The organism is Selenomonas sp. oral taxon 138 str. F0429 (assembly GCF_000318175.2).
Taxonomy (GTDB): Bacteria; Bacillota; Negativicutes; order Selenomonadales; family Selenomonadaceae; genus Centipeda; species Centipeda timonae.
This window is the reverse complement of sequence record NZ_KB290947.1, coordinates 78,318-93,316: the sequence shown is the minus strand read 5'-3', so window position 1 is coordinate 93,316 and position 14,999 is coordinate 78,318. Positions and strand designations below refer to the sequence as shown.

12 protein-coding genes are annotated in these 14,999 nt (G+C 57.6%); 8 read left to right on the top strand and 4 right to left on the bottom strand.

Annotated elements, in window-relative coordinates; translation table 11 throughout:
• Positions 1-641: 641 nt before the first annotated feature.
• The 8 genes from HMPREF9163_RS07385 (at position 642) to HMPREF9163_RS07350 (ending at position 9,958) form a co-directional block, all read left to right on the top strand.
• Positions 642-1,292, top strand: a complete 651-nt coding sequence (locus HMPREF9163_RS07385; RefSeq protein WP_037346622.1) for a ComF family protein — start codon at positions 642-644, stop codon at positions 1,290-1,292.
• Between the two features lie 162 nt (positions 1,293-1,454).
• Positions 1,455-3,137 (top strand): biosynthetic-type acetolactate synthase large subunit, encoded by a 1,683-nt coding sequence (gene ilvB / locus HMPREF9163_RS07380; protein WP_009441123.1) that lies wholly within the window; start codon positions 1,455-1,457, stop codon positions 3,135-3,137.
• Between the two features lies 1 nt (position 3,138).
• Positions 3,139-3,639 (top strand): acetolactate synthase small subunit, encoded by a 501-nt coding sequence (gene ilvN / locus HMPREF9163_RS07375; RefSeq protein WP_009441122.1) that lies wholly within the window; start codon positions 3,139-3,141, stop codon positions 3,637-3,639.
• A gap of 28 nt (positions 3,640-3,667) precedes the next feature.
• The gene (locus HMPREF9163_RS07370; protein WP_009441121.1) at positions 3,668-4,588 is read left to right on the top strand and encodes a sugar ABC transporter substrate-binding protein; all 921 of its coding nucleotides are present in this window, start codon (positions 3,668-3,670) and stop codon (positions 4,586-4,588) included.
• Positions 4,589-4,601: 13 nt separating this feature from the next.
• Complete coding sequence (locus tag HMPREF9163_RS07365) at positions 4,602-6,326, top strand: methyl-accepting chemotaxis protein (protein WP_009441120.1); 1,725 nt, start codon at positions 4,602-4,604, stop codon at positions 6,324-6,326.
• Between the two features lie 179 nt (positions 6,327-6,505).
• Complete coding sequence (gene groES, locus HMPREF9163_RS07360) at positions 6,506-6,787, top strand: co-chaperone GroES (protein ID WP_009441119.1); 282 nt, start codon at positions 6,506-6,508, stop codon at positions 6,785-6,787.
• A gap of 25 nt (positions 6,788-6,812) precedes the next feature.
• Entirely contained in the window at positions 6,813-8,441 is a 1,629-nt protein-coding gene (groL, locus tag HMPREF9163_RS07355; protein WP_009441118.1) for a chaperonin GroEL, read from the top strand.
• Positions 8,442-8,635: 194 nt separating this feature from the next.
• Positions 8,636-9,958, top strand: coding sequence for an NAD(P)H-dependent oxidoreductase (locus tag HMPREF9163_RS07350; RefSeq protein WP_037346620.1), 1,323 nt, complete (start codon positions 8,636-8,638; stop codon positions 9,956-9,958).
• Positions 9,959-10,032: 74 nt separating this feature from the next.
• Here the strand turns inward: HMPREF9163_RS07350 and HMPREF9163_RS07345 are convergent, their stop codons facing one another.
• The 4 genes from HMPREF9163_RS07345 to HMPREF9163_RS07330 all read right to left on the bottom strand — a co-directional run bounded on the left by HMPREF9163_RS07345 (position 10,033) and on the right by HMPREF9163_RS07330 (position 14,978).
• Complete coding sequence (locus tag HMPREF9163_RS07345; protein WP_037346618.1) at positions 10,033-12,012, bottom strand: TonB-dependent siderophore receptor; 1,980 nt, start codon at positions 12,010-12,012, stop codon at positions 10,033-10,035.
• Between the two features lie 129 nt (positions 12,013-12,141).
• Positions 12,142-13,092 carry an ABC transporter substrate-binding protein gene (locus HMPREF9163_RS07340; RefSeq protein WP_009441115.1) on the bottom strand — a complete coding sequence of 317 codons (951 nt, stop codon included), beginning with the start codon at positions 13,090-13,092 and terminating at the stop codon, positions 12,142-12,144.
• Positions 13,093-13,117: 25 nt separating this feature from the next.
• The gene (locus tag HMPREF9163_RS07335; RefSeq protein WP_009441114.1) at positions 13,118-13,948 is read right to left on the bottom strand and encodes an ABC transporter ATP-binding protein; all 831 of its coding nucleotides are present in this window, start codon (positions 13,946-13,948) and stop codon (positions 13,118-13,120) included.
• Positions 13,949-13,952: 4 nt separating this feature from the next.
• Positions 13,953-14,978: an iron ABC transporter permease gene (locus HMPREF9163_RS07330; RefSeq protein WP_037346616.1), complete on the bottom strand. Its 1,026-nt coding sequence runs from the start codon at positions 14,976-14,978 to the stop codon at positions 13,953-13,955.
• Positions 14,979-14,999 lie beyond the last annotated feature (21 nt).

Sequence of the window (14,999 nt, the reverse complement as noted above, 5' to 3'; positions counted from 1 at the left end):
CTTGAACGAAAGAAATCCGCAGGGGGCAGAACGCCCCCTTTTCTCCGCTTGCTCTACTAGGGTTTGCTTAGGAGCATCGCACGGAATTGTTTCCGACGTTCTGCAACTCACAAATACCTATACACGCAAAAAACCGACAGCCGCTCTATTTCGAGCAAGCTGTCGGCTACATAACAACGAACATAAAAGTTAAACACGTCCTTATTCAGTTGTTTGGGCTCGCGTAAACCGCGTGTTCACGCGACTGTGTATTGTACGTTCAGCTGAAACCGTTTTGGAGATCTCAATATCATCCAAATTTGCGCGCTTGGTTTTCGAAAAACGAATCGTACAGGGAAATATGTCACACCCCAACCGTTGGGGCTGACTGCGCCGGAGCCATTCCTTGCTGACACAATGCCATATGAGGTCAACGACCTGCGTTGCCTCGCCTCTTCTTCAAAGATGCATTCCCATCAGGGGGCATGGTCACTGCGCTGAATGAAATGTGTCAATAGACATTCTCCTTTCCTCATTATACACGTTTCTAGGAGATATATCTCTTTCCTTGCATTTATCATATCATAAATCGGACTGTCATGCAATAGTTTTTTAGGGGGCATCATATCCCTGCTCCTGAGACTGCTATCGGAGAAATCAAAGTGCTTTCAATCATCATGGACTTCATCTTCCCGCCGCGCTGTCCGAACTGCTCCGCCTACGTCGAGCGCAGGGGGACTTTTTGTGCGCCCTGCATGCGCCGCCTCAGCACGGTGCATGCACTCGCGCACGCGGCGGAGATGATGGCGTATCTCGACGGAATCTGGGCGTTTGCCCACTATCGCGAGGCGGTGCGCGACCTCCTGCGCGCACTGAAATATCAGAAGCAGCGCTCCGCGCTCCCGGCACTCCATACGCTCCTCGTGGCGGGCGAGGACGTCCTTGATGATCTGCCGCGCCCGCTCGTTGCCGTGCCCGTGCCGCTTGCGCCAAAGCGGCAGCGCAAACGCGGCTTCAATCAGGCGGAGGAGATCTTTGCACCGTGGCTTGCAGCACATGGCATCGCACTCCGCCCCCTGCTCGTCCGCACGCGTGAGACGGCACCGCTCTACGAGCACACGCGCACGGAGCGGCAGCGGGAACTCAGAGGGGCGTTTGCCCTTGCGGCGGATGCAGATGCTGCGGGCAGAGATATTCTGCTTGTAGATGATATCATGACATCGGGTGCAACGCTGACGGAATGTGCGCGTACACTGAAACGTGCGGGGGCACGCCGCGTCTATGCCTTTGTTCTGGCGAGTGAGCATCTGTGATGTATGTCATAGGAAGCGTGGCAATTTGCTTGTAAAAAATACGGAAAAGTCCTATAATGAAAGAGTGTTATTATAGGGGGATTCCATCGAAAGTACCGATATGAGTCCCTTATAGGGGCGGATGATCGGTACTTTTGTTGTTTAGGAGGGGTTCTATTGCAGATGAATGGTGCACGCGCTCTCTTGGAGAGCTTGAAGGCGGAGGGCGTCGAGGTTGTGTTCGGCTATCCGGGCGGGGCAGTCCTCACGCTCTACGATGAAGTATATAAGATGAATTTTCCGCATGTCCTGACGCGCCACGAGCAGGGGGCAGCGCACGCGGCGGACGGCTATGCCAGAGCGTCGGGCAAGGTCGGCGTCGCCTTTGCGACCTCGGGACCGGGCGCGACAAATCTCGTGACGGGCATCGCGACGGCGCATATGGACTCCGTACCGATGGTCTGTATCACGGGACAGGTGGCGAATCCGTACATCGGCAAGGATTCCTTTCAGGAGGCGGATATTGTCGGCATCACGACGCCGATCACGAAGCACAACTATCTCGTAAAAGATGTGAACGACATCCCGCGCGTCGTGAAGGAAGCGTTCTACATCGCGCGAACGGGGCGCCCCGGCGTGGTTGTCATCGATGTGGCAAAGGATGTATTTGACACGCCGATCGACTATGAATATCCTGATGCCGCCATCCTACACGGCTATACGGGGGATGTCCCCTTTGATATGGAGGCGGTGCATGCGGCTGTGGAGGCACTTGCCTCTGCTCGTCAGCCGCTACTCTTCGTCGGCGGCGGCGTCGTGCTTTCGGATACGTCGGACTACGTGCGCGAGCTCATTGCGCTCACGGGGATGCCCTCCGTGGCGACCCTCATGGGAATCGGCGGCGTTGCAGCTGAGACCGAGGGCTATACGGGCATGGCGGGCATGCACGGTGCCTATGCCTCGAATATGGCGATTCAGGAGTGCGATCTCCTGCTTGCGCTCGGCACGCGCTTCAGCGACCGCGTGACGGGGAATACGGCGGCGTTTGCACCGAAGGCAAAAATTGTGCACTTCGACATCGACCCCGCAGAGCTGAACAAGAATGTGCGCGCGGACATCCCTGTCATTGGCGATTTACGCGAGACGCTGCCCGCGTTTGTGGATGCCGTGCGCGCGGTGCAGGAGGAGCTCAGCGTTCGCTACCGTCCGTGGCGCGGCGAGGTGCTCTCAATGGAGCGCGCCCATCCGCTCGGATGGAAGGCGTCGGAGGACATCCGCCCCGAGGAGCTCATCAGCCGCGTGCGTGAGCTTGTCGATGCGGATGCAATCTGTGTCACGGATGTGGGACAGCATCAGATGTGGGCGGCGCAGTTCTTTGGCTGTCACGACCCGCGTCGCTTTCTCACCTCGGGCGGACTCGGCACGATGGGCTACGGTCTGCCGGCAGCGATTGGTGCGAAACTCGCTTGTCCAGACAAGGAGGTTGTCCTCATTACGGGCGATGGCAGCATCATGATGAACTGTCAGGAACTTGCGACGATGGCGGACAACGACATCGATGTGAAGATTGTCATTGTGCACAACTCAATCCTCGGCATGGTCGGACAGTGGCAGCGCCTCTTTTACAGCCATCATTACTCCGCCTCGGAGCTCAAGGGCAAGACGGATTTTGTAAAGCTCGCTGAGGCAATGGGGGTCGCGGGCTGCCGTATCGAAACGCGGGAAGAGTTTGCGGAGGTGCTGCCGCAGGTTCTGCGCGCCAAGGGTGCGCGTCTCATCGATGTGATCGTACCCGAGGAGGCGGATGTCGTACCGATGGTGCCGGGCGGCAAGCGACTCGATCAGATGGTGCTCGGAGGGAGATAAGATGGATAAGTATTTGCTCGCCGTGCTCGTCGATAACAAGCCCGGCGTCCTCACGCATATCGCGGGGCTCATCAGCCGCCGCGCGTTCAACATCGAGAGCATCTCCGCCGGCTATACGGAGGAGGCGGATGTCACGCGCATCAACATCGTCGTCTCCGTTGCGTCGGAGAACGAACTGCGGCAGGTCGTTACACAGCTCTCGAAGCTGATCGACGTGGTGAAGATCGTCAACCTCACGCAGTTCGAGTCCATCACGCGCGAGCTGGTGCTCATCAAGGTACACGCGACGAAGGAGAACCGTGCGGAGATCATCGACGTGGTGAACATCTTCCGCGCGCGCATCGTGGATGTTGGCGTGGAGAATGTCGTCATTGAGCTGACAGGCGATGCAAAGAAGATCGATGCCCTCTCGGAACTGCTGTCCGACTACGGCATCATCGAGATCGCACGGACAGGGGCGATTGCGCTTTCGCGCGGCTCTGTGCCCGTCAAGCAGATGTAGTTTTTCGGTAGAGAAGGAGCGGTTTGACATGAATCTCAGGAAATGGGGGCTTCTGCTCCTGCCTGTAGCGTGCCTTTCGCTGACAGGCTGCGGACTGACGGGGGCGAGTTCGGATCGCGTCGTCTATGCAAACTACGACGATGCGGATGGTTTCTGTGCACAGATCAAAGATGCATTTGCAAACAAGGCAAAGGCGGACGGCATCGAGGTCGAGTTCCTCGACGCGAAGAACGACGGAAATATGCAGATTGACCAGCTGAACGAGGCGATTGGCAGGGGTGCGGGGGCGATTGTCCTGCTTGCAGCGGACGGCTCCAGCATCGTCAAGACCATCGAAAAGGCGAACGATGCGGGCATCCCGATCATCACGGTCAACCGCAGCGTTGCGGGCGGCAAGGTGCTCCGTGCCTACTCCGACGATGTGGAGGCAGGGCGTATGCAGGGGGAGTACATGGCCTCGCATCTGCCACCGAACGCGAAGATCGTGTATTTGCAGGGCGATGGGATGCAGAGCAGTGCCGTCGGCCGCTGGGATGGGTTCAAGGCAGCGTGCCTGGACAAGCGCCCCGACATTCAGCTGCTCTCGTTCGTGGATGCAGGATGGAGCAAGGCAGAGGCACTCAAGACCATGATGCTCTGGATGAATATGTTCCCCGAGATCAACGGCGTCGTTGCAGGAAACGATGAGATGGCACTTGGTGCAATTGCCGCGCTCAAGGGGGCAAACCGCCTCAGTGGATGCCTTGTCTCTGCGGTCGATGCCACTCCTGCGGGTCTCGCAGCAGTCGAGGCGGGAGAGATGGCGCAGACCATCAAGCAGGATGCAAAGGCGCAGGGTGAGGGGGCACTCACACTCGTAGAGGGCTTCCTTAAGGGAAATCCGCCCTCGGGTGACCTCGCCATACCGTTTACATCCATAACAGCGGACAATCTCGCGCAGGCGAAGTGAGGAGGGGAGTGCCATGAATTTACCATTCATCTCTGCGGAGGCAATGAAGGACTATGCCGTGCGGACAAAGGTGTTCATCCTGTCCGTATTCCTCTTGGCAGCCATCCTCGTTGTCGCGGTCGTCGGCATCTACTCGAACCATCAGGCTCAGCGGTCACTTGACGATATGTATCACCATAACCTCATGTCGACGCAGTATCTGAACGATGCAAATACGCGCTTGCGGAAAATCAGCGTCAACGTTCCGTACATCCTGCAGGAGAACATCACAGCGGATAACCGTAAGATTCTCGTGGATGATGTACTCGGCAATCTTGCGGTGATCCGCCACGATATGGAGGAACTGAAGGAGATCGATACGAGCGATCGCGCACAGGCGACGATCGCGGAACTGGAAAAGAATCTGAGCGTCGCGACGGACAAGGTCGGCGCGGTCAACAATATGGGGACGACACCCGAGGATCGTGTCGCGATCTTTGACAATCTCGCTTCGCTCACTGTCATCTCAAGCAATATGGCGGTGCTCACGCCTGACAACGTATTCCAGGGGAAGCAGCTCTTTGAGGCGAACAATGTACGCTATGAGCGTACGGTCTATAGCTTTGCCATCATCATCGTCATTGCAGTAGGTTTTGGCATCCTCGTGTCGCGGCGCATTGCAGATAATATCTCCGATCCGCTCGTTGCCTCCATCGGACATCTGAGTGCTGTCGCGTCCGGAGACCTTTCGCGTGAGATTCCGCGCGAACTCTCTGACCGTGCGGATGAAATCGGTACGGTCGTCAAGGCACTCGGAAAGATGCAGGGCTTTATGAAGCAGGTGCACGAGGAGGCGGAGCAGACCGATGCGATGGTTGCCGAGCTTGAGGAGATGCTGCAGGGGCTCAACAATGACACGCAGGACATGTCTGCCGTGACCGAGGAGATGTCTGCAGGCATGGAGGAGACAGCGGCGTCCACCTCCAGCGTCCAGCATCTCAGCGAGGGGCTCAGCGAGGGGATCAAGGGCGCGGCGGATGCAGCGCATGCCAGCGAGGCGTATACGCGTGAGGTGGAGCAGCGCGCTGCCGATCTCCAGACGAGCATGGAGCAGTCGCGCCTGAACACACGGCAGATCTACGGCGGCACGAAGGCCTCAGTGGCAGAGGCCATCGAGTCCGCGAAGGTCGTCGAGCAGATCGACCAGCTCACACTCGAGATTTCCGAAATCGCCGAGCAGACGAACCTCCTAGCGCTCAACGCGAGCATTGAGGCGGCGCGTGCGGGCGAGCAGGGACGTGGCTTTGCCGTGGTCGCGGGCGAGGTCGGCAAGCTCGCCGAGCAGTCGCGCGGCACGGCAGAGAAGATCAAGGGGCTCACGGGGCAGGTCACGGGCTCCGTGCAGGCACTCTCAAGCGGAACTTACAAGCTGCTTAGCTTCATTGACGAGAATGTTCGCAGCGACTACGACCTCATGGACAAGACGGCTGAGCAGTATAAGGGGGACGCAGAGTATTTCCGGAAGACAGCGGAGGTGACGACCTCGCGCTCGCGGAAGCTGCTCGACTCCGTCAGCGAGATGAACGCGGCGATGGAGGGCATCCGCAACGCGACCCACGAGGGCGCGGAGGGCAACACACGCATTGCGGAGAAGGTCGTCAGCATGGCGGCCGAGTACGAGAATATCCTTGCCAAGATTCAGAGCTTCAAGGAGGGGACGGCACGCCTCAAGAACCTTGTGGCGGCGTTCAAAGAATAAGATTTCACGACAAACAACAAAGAGCTTTTCGCGGCTCTTTGTTGTTTTTTTGACTTTTTTACAAAAAACTATTGACTTTTTGACTTAAAACCTTTACTATAGACATCGTAAGTTAGCACTCAGCAAATGAGAGTGCTAACACGATGAAAAATTGTTATGAAAACTAGGAGGCAGATACCATGATTAAGCCACTGGGCGAACGTGTTGTCATTGAAGTCGCGGAGAGCGATGTCACGACGGCGAGCGGCATTGTGCTCCCCGACACGGCGAAGGAAAAGCCGCAGAAGGGCAAGGTCGTTGCCGTTGGCACAGGCAAGCTGCTCGATAACGGACAGCGTGCAGAGATGGAGGTCAAGGTCGGCGACGGCGTTGTCTTCTCAAAGTACTCGGGCTCCGAGATCAAGGTGGACGACAAGGATTACCTCATCGTTCGTGAGAGCGATATTCTGGCGATTCTGTAATAGATAAATTTTGGAGGCAGTATAAATGGCAAAGCAGATTCTGTTTGACGAAGAGGCACGCCGCGCACTTGGCCGTGGTGTGGATGCACTTGCAAACGCGGTCAAGGTCACGCTCGGCCCCAAGGGACGCAACGTCGTGCTCGACAAGAAGTATGGCGCGCCGACGATCACGAATGACGGTGTGACGATTGCACGCGACATCGAGCTCGAGGATCCGTTCGAGAACATGGGCGCACAGCTCGTGAAGGAAGTTGCGACGAAGACGAACGACATCGCGGGCGACGGCACGACGACGGCGACCCTCCTCGCACAGGCGATGATTCAGGAAGGCATGCGCAACGTCGTTGCGGGCGCAAACCCGATGATCGTCAAGAAGGGCATCGAGACGGCTGTCAAGACGCTCGTCGAGGAGATCAAGAGCAAGGCGCAGAAGGTTGAGACAAAGGCGAAGATTGCACAGGTTGCGGCAATCTCCTCCGGCGACACCGAGGTCGGCGACCTCATCGCAGAGGCAATGGAGAAGGTTGGCAAGGATGGCGTCATCACAGTCGAGGAGTCCAAGTCCATGGACACGAACCTCTCGGTTGTCGAGGGCATGCAGTTCGATCGTGGCTACATCTCCCCGTACATGGTGACGGACACGGAGAAGATGGAAGCCGTCATGGACGATCCGTACGTACTCATCACGGATCGCAAGATTTCGTCCGTTGCGGACATCCTGCCGGTGCTCGAGCAGGTCGTAAAGCAGGGCAAGCAGATCGTCATCATCGCTGAGGATCTCGACGGTGAGGCACTCGCAACGATCGTTGTCAACAAGCTGCGCGGCACGTTCAAGGCGCTCGCAGTCAAGGCTCCGGGCTTCGGCGACCGCCGCAAGGCAATGCTCGAGGACATCGCAATCCTCACGGGCGGCACGGTCATCAGCGAGGAGATCGGCCGCAAGCTCGACAGCGTGACGCTCGAGGATCTCGGCCGTGCACGTCAGGTTCGTTCCTCCAAGGAGGAGACGACCATTGTCGACGGGGCAGGCGACAAGGCACAGATTGCGGCGCGTGTCGATCAGCTCAAGAAGCAGATTGCAGAGACGACGTCCGACTTCGACCGTGAGAAGCTGCAGGAGCGCCTCGCAAAGCTCTCCGGCGGCGTAGCTGTCGTTGAAATCGGTGCGGCAACGGAAGTCGAGATGAAGGACAAGAAGTACCGCGTCGAGGATGCGCTCAATGCAACGCGTGCAGCGGTTGAAGAGGGCATTGTTGCGGGCGGCGGCACGACGTTCATTGACATCCTCCCGGCACTCGACAAGATCCAGGCAGAGGGCGATGTGAAGGTCGGCGTTGAGATCGTCAAGCGCGCAATCGAGGCTCCTGTTCGTCAGATTGCGGAGAATGCAGGCCTTGAGGGCTCCGTTGTCGTCGACAGCGTGAAGAAGGCAGGCGATGGTGTTGGCTTCAACGCACTTGAGAACACCTATGTTGACATGATCGGCGCGGGCATCGTGGATCCTGCGAAGGTTACGCGCTCCGCACTCCAGAACGCAGCGTCGATCGCGGCGATGGTGCTCACGACCGAGACGCTCGTCACGGACAAGCCGGAGCCTGAAGCTCCGATGCCGGCAGGTGCGCCGGGCATGGGCGGTATGGGCGGCATGATGTAAGCCCTCCGCGCAGCGGTCTGATGTAAATACGAAAAGGTACGTTTCTTTACAAATGGAAACGTGCCTTTTTTTTGCGATAATGTTTACGCAAATTCAGTGAAAGTGATATTGTATGAATAGAAATGCGGTGCTATACTAAGTTCAGCACACAGCTGTAGATGTTCCACCGATGGGTGGGCGAAAGGAGTTTCGCAATGCTGAATATGGACAAGAAACTCGCCAAGCGCGAGGAAGAGGGCAAGATCATCCGTGCCGGCATCGTCGGCGCAGGTCAGATGGGGCGCGGTATGGTCACACAGATGGCGCTCATGAAGGGGATCATGCCCGCCATCGTCTCGGATATCAAGTTTGAAAACGTCATCAACGCCTTCCACTATGCGGGCATCAGCGACGAGGATATTGCCGTTGCAAAGACGCTCGAAGAGGCGAACCGCTACATGGAGCAGGGCAAATACGTCGCGACGGAGAACTCGGACTTCATCTCGCATGCGAACCTCGTTGAGGTCGCCATCGACGTGACGGGCGTGCCCGAGGTCGGCGTCAAGATCGCAATCGATGCGATGAACAACAAGAAACACGTCGTCATGATGGATGTCGAGACGGACGTCGTCATCGGCAGCTACCTCAAGAAGCTCGGCGACAAGAACGGCGTCATCTACACGGGCTCGGCGGGCGATGAGCCGGGTGCTGTCATGGAGCTTTTCTCCTTTGCGCGTGCGATGGGGATGGAAGTCGTGGTCATGGGCAAAGGCAAGAACAACAAGCTCGACTACGATTGCAACCCCGACACCGTACTCGAAGAGGCAACGCGCCGCAAGATGAGCCCGCGCATGCTCACCTCGTTCAAGGACGGCACGAAGACCATGGTCGAGATGACCGCCATGTCAAATGCGACCGGCTTCGTCCCCGATGTGATCGGCGGCCACGGCCCTGCGGCCTCGCCGAAGGATCGCTGCGCCGAACTCAACGAGATCTTCAAGCTCAAGAAGGACGGCGGTATCCTCAGTAAGCATGGCGTCGTTGAGTATGTCAACGGCATTGCGCCCGGCGTCTTTGTTACCGTGACCACGAAGAACGAAGAGATCGCGTATCAGATGGGCTATCACAGCATGGGCCCCGGCCCCCTCTGGACGCTCTACCGCCCCTATCACCTCTGCAACCTCGAGACGCCGCTCACCGTTGCGAGTATTGTCATCGACGGCGAGCCGACCATCATCCCGCTCGACGGCCCTGTCAGCGAGTGCATTACCGTCGCCAAGCGCGACCTCAAGGCGGGTGAGACCATCGACGGCATTGGCGGCTACACAACCTATGGCTCGATTGCAACCGCGCAGGAGACCTATGAAAAGGGGTACGTCGTCTATGCGCTTGTCAACAAGAACACGCGCATGAAATGCGATGTCAAGAAGGGCACCCTCCTCACCCTCGACATGGTTGACCTCGACACCTCGACGCAGCTCTATCAGGTACGCAAAGAGCAGGACAAGATGTATAACAACGGTTATGCGCTGAAGTAACTCATCGCCGGTATAACGAAAAATCCCTGCGGCATTGCTGCGGGGATTTTTTCGCTGTCTGGTTTTGTGCCTACTCAGAATGTCATGTGTACGCCGCCGCGCCAGATGCGGCCATCGTAGGCGAGCGCGTCGCTCTCCTTGTCGAAGATGTTGTCAATACCGAGGTAGGCGCTGAACTGCTCGTTGAACTTCTTGGTAACAACGAAGTTCGTCAGTGCGAGAGCCGCGTCCTTATAAACGGTGTGCGCAGCCCTGCCTCTGCCGACCTGCTCCGCATAGCGGTAGCCTGAGATCCAGTCCTGCCAGAGTGTTGCGTTCCAGCCATGACGCGGGTCATCGTAGCTGAGCTGGAGGCTCGCCTTGTGGCGGGCGCGTCCCATTAGGCGCGTGTTAGTCTTATCGTCCTGTGCGTCGAGGTAGGTATAGAGCCCACGCAGGGCGAAGCCGCTGCCGAGATCCTGTTTCGCCTCAAGCTCGACACCCTGTATCGTGGCGCTGTCGATGTTCTGATATGTACCAGTTGAGAGGATAGTAGGCGGCGGAGGACCGGGGATGACGGTGTTGACTACATTGACGTTGATCAAGTCTTCCACTTTGTTGTGGAAGTACGTGAGCTTACCGAAGGTCTTGCCGCGCTCGCCCTCGATTCCAAGGTCGAAGTTCAGCGCCTTTTCGGGCTTCAGATCGGGATTTCCAACAATATGGACATTCACCCGCGCAGCAGGTGTATGCCGCCAGTCAAAGTAGAGTTCGCTTGCCGTCGGAGCGCGGTAGGCAGTGCCAACATTCGCCTTGAAGCGCAGTCCTTTGCTCATTTTGTAAGTTGTGCCGAGCTTACCCGTCACCTCGCTGCCGAATACGTCGCTGTGATCCCAGCGGACAGACGGGATGATCGTCCAGCGCGGGCTGGCGAGCCACTCATCCTGCACATAAAGTGCGGCAAAATCCATCGAGCTGTCGCCAAGTTGATTGGTCACACCTTCAAGCGTCGTTGTCTTGGAGCCTCTGATGCGCGTGCTCTCGTAGTCCTCCTTGCGGTATTCGCCGCCGACGGTCAGCAGATGATCCTTTGCGATCTGCATGGAGCGTCTGCCGTCGAAGATCAGGGAGTTGTACGTCATATCGTCAAAGCTGTGGAGGCTGCCGTTGGTGCGGCTTCTTGTTCGCTGATTCTTGTCAAAATAGGTATAGTACACTTGCATCTCATAGTCGCCGCGGCTGTCGCGTCCCGAATACTTTGCGCCCGTCGAGATGCGGTCATGGTCGTAGGTTGTTTTCTGCGTGGCGGAGTCCTTCATGTCGAGATCTTCCTTCAGATAGTCGAAGAAGACATCGAGCCACTTGTCCCTTGCCACGTCCATACGGCCGTCGATGTTGAAGAAATACTTCTTGCCGTATATATTACTGATCGTGTCGGTACCGCGCTCGCGCACGCCCGTGCGCTTGAAGCTCGTGCTGAACGCCCATTTGCCGACCTTGCCGGAGTCGAGACGGAGACCTTCATTGTTCTGGCGCGTCGTCCAATCGAGGGTAACAGAGGTCTGCGCCTCGGCGGGGCGCTTCCGTATGACGTTGATGACGCCGCCGAGCGCCTCCGAGCCGTAGAGGGAGCTGACCGCGCCGCGCACAATCTCGATCCGTTCCACGTCGTCCATGTTGACGCGTTGCAGCTCATAGTAGTTCATCGTCTCGCTCGTATTCTCCGTACGGACGCGACGTCCATCGATGAGGATGAGCGTCTGATTTGTATTCATGCCGCGGATGGCGGAGCGGTTGCCGACCATCGTGTTTTCCTGCAGATCAATGCCGAGGGCGAGTTTGAGCGCCTGTACAAGGTTTTCCGCGCCCATCTTGTCGATGTCCGCGCGCGTGATGACCTCGACGGCGCTTGGTGTCTCCTTGATCTCCTGCTCCGTGCGGGATGCAGTAACGATAATCTCATCTGTTCGCACGTTCGTATTGGATGCACTTTCTGCAGCATAGGCGGGAACAGACATCGCGCCGAGGACGGCGGCGGTCAGAAGGAGTCTTTTCTTTGTGTGTCTGTGTAACATCTTTTCATCTCCGATCACTGTATATCAAAACTGTCTGCACCGAGTTCCATGTGCGAAACAGCGGCGCAGGCCCTGCTTTTCGTTCTGCTCTCCTATGAGTGTGTGCTGTTTTCCTGTGGATTCCTCCTTTCACTGTGATGCAGGATACATGATGTCTGCGAGCGTTTGGAGTGCATCCGCAGCGCGGATACCCGGGTTCACCGCAAAGAGATCATACGGCAGTACGTAGACGCGGCCGTTCTTCACTGCATCGACATCGGCCCATGCCTCGCTTTCCTGCAGATCGCGTCGCATCTTCGGTTCGAGGGTCTCTGCAGGACCATGTACGATAACGAAGATGACGGCTGGATTCTCGCGTGCGACGAACTCCATGGAGAGCGGCAGGTAGGCGCCGTCTCCGTCCGCGTGATCGGCAATATTGCCGCCGCCTAGCATCTCGATCAGACCGCCGGTAAAGCACTTTGACGTGCCCATGTTAAAACTGTCGGGCGCCCCGAAGACGAGGAGATTCTTCGGCGGCATACGCCCTTCGGTTTTTTTCTTTACGGAATCGAGCTTTTGCTGAATCGCTGCAATTTGTGTCTGGGCATTCTCTTCGTGTCCTGAGAGCTTGCCATATAGCTCGAGTGCGCCGAACAGTGAGGGGACGTCATCGAGCGCTCGAATGTAGAGCGGTACGCCTGCATTGCTAAGTGTTTCGACGAGTCCCGTGTGAAATGGTACATTCGTACCAATGACAAGATCCGGATGCAGCGCGAGGATCTTTTCGATATCGGGCTGATGTATGATGCCGACCTCTTCTGCGTCAGCTGTCTTTTCCTTTACCGTTTCGGAGAATACCTGTGAGGTCGGCTTCCCAACAATGTTTTCGGCACCGCCTGCTGCGACGTAGAGGTCGAGGTTTGAGGGATTGAGGATGACGACGCGTTGAGGATGCGCCGGGAGTGTGACTGAGCGTCCTGTACTGTCGGTTACCGTGAGCTCCGTTTCTTCCGGTGGCGCCTGCTCGTGCGGCCAGAGAAGGAAGAGGGCTGCCGACGCAAGACAGAGAATCGCTGCAATGATACCGAATTTTCGCATAGGAACCTCCGTGATGTATAGGTGATTATGTGTGTGAGGGAGCGCTTTGCTCATGCGCAAGATCCTTTGCAACACGCTCCGGCAGGCAGAGCTTCGTCTGACGCCCTGCAATCTCGATATCGCTGACGCGGCTCTCCACACCGTAAAGACCACGCACGAGTTCGCGTGTGAATACGGCGTTCGGCGACCCGTCTGCGAGAATCTCTCCGGCGCAGACGGCAATGAGCCGCTGCGCGCTGCGTACGGCCTGGTTGAGATCGTGCAGCACCATGACAACGGTGAGGCCGAGCGCATCGTGAAGCTCTTCCACGAGCTCCATGAGAGCGAGCTGGTGACGGATGTCGAGATACGTCGTCGGCTCGTCGAGGAGCAGTGCCTCCGGCTGTTGGGCAAGCGCCATCGCAAGGCGTGCCCGCTGACGCTCACCGCCGGAGAGGGCGCGGATCGGGCGCATGGCAAAGGACTCCATTCCAGTTCGCATCAGTGCCTCACGACAGATATCTCCGTCCTCTTTTGAAAACGTATCCCAGAACTTTCGATGCGGCAGCCGTCCCATGTGAACGAGTTCGAGCACCGTGATGTCGTCCGGGGGATCTGCACTTTGTGGAAGAAAGGCAATCCTCTGTGCGACCTCCCGCTCCGTTCTGCTCCAGATATCCGTGCCGAGGAATTCGACCACTCCACTGCGCGGTTTCAAGAGCCGGGCAAGTGCCTTGAGGAGCGTCGATTTGCCTGAGCCGTTCGGCCCGATGATGGCGGCGATCTCCGCGCGCCGAATGGAAATGTCGACGGCGTGAATGATCTCAGTACTGCCGTAGCTAACGGAAAGATCGTGTGTGCGCAGCAGTTCCTCCATGTCGTCACTCCCTTCTCATGCCCTTCTTGAGCAGGTAGAGAAAGAAGGGGGCACCCAAAAAGGACATGAATACGCCGACGGGGACTTCGATCGGAGCAAATGCGACGCGCGCTGCAGCGTCTGCACCTGTCACCAGCGCCGCGCCCCAGACCGCTGAGGCGGGGAGCAGCCAGTCGAAATCAGAGCCGGTCAGCAGACGTACCATATGCGGTACGACGAGACCGACAAAGCCAAGCATGCCGGCGGCGCTCACGGCAGACGCGGCAAGCAGCGCAGCGAGCAGGAGGAGGATGAGTCGGGCACGCGCGACATTTACACCGAGGCTGCGCGCCGTCTCTTCTCCGAGCTGCAGGGCATTCAGCCAGCGGCTGCCGAGCAGCGCTCCTGCGATTCCTACGAGTGTGTAGGGGAGCACCATTTCGGCATGGCTCCAGCTGCGTCCGGCAAAGCCTCCCGCCATCCAGTTCACGGTACCCTGTATGCGGTCGGAGTAGAACACCATCAGTGCCGTCATCGCCCCACCAAAAAATGCGGCAATGGCAACCCCTGCGAGTACCATGCGTATCGGATGTACGCCGTTCTCCCAGGAGAGGGCAAAGACGAACGCTACAGCGATCATTGCACCAACGAATGCGCCGAGCGGAACGAACTTCGTCTCAGCCGGGAGCAAAATCATGATGCACATGGCAGCAAGTCCTGCGCCTGCTGAGACACCAATGATACCAGGGTCAGCGAGCGGATTTTTCAGAATACCCTGTAGGATGCAGCCCGCCAGTGCAAGATTGATGCCCGTTAAAGCACCCGTGATGATGCGTGGCAGGCGAATATGCCAGAGAATACGGTAATCCTCAGGCGTTCCGTTTCCCAGCAGCGTCGGCAGAATATCATGAGGCGCAACCCTGACCGCACCCGATGAGGCGCTCGCAATCAGGGCAAGTATGAGTATGAAAAGGCCGATCCCGAGAGCCAGTCGCCGGCGAAACGCACGCGGGTGCGTGTCCGTGCAGGAGTTTCGTTCCAACACTTCCATAAAACACTCCATTCAAATATG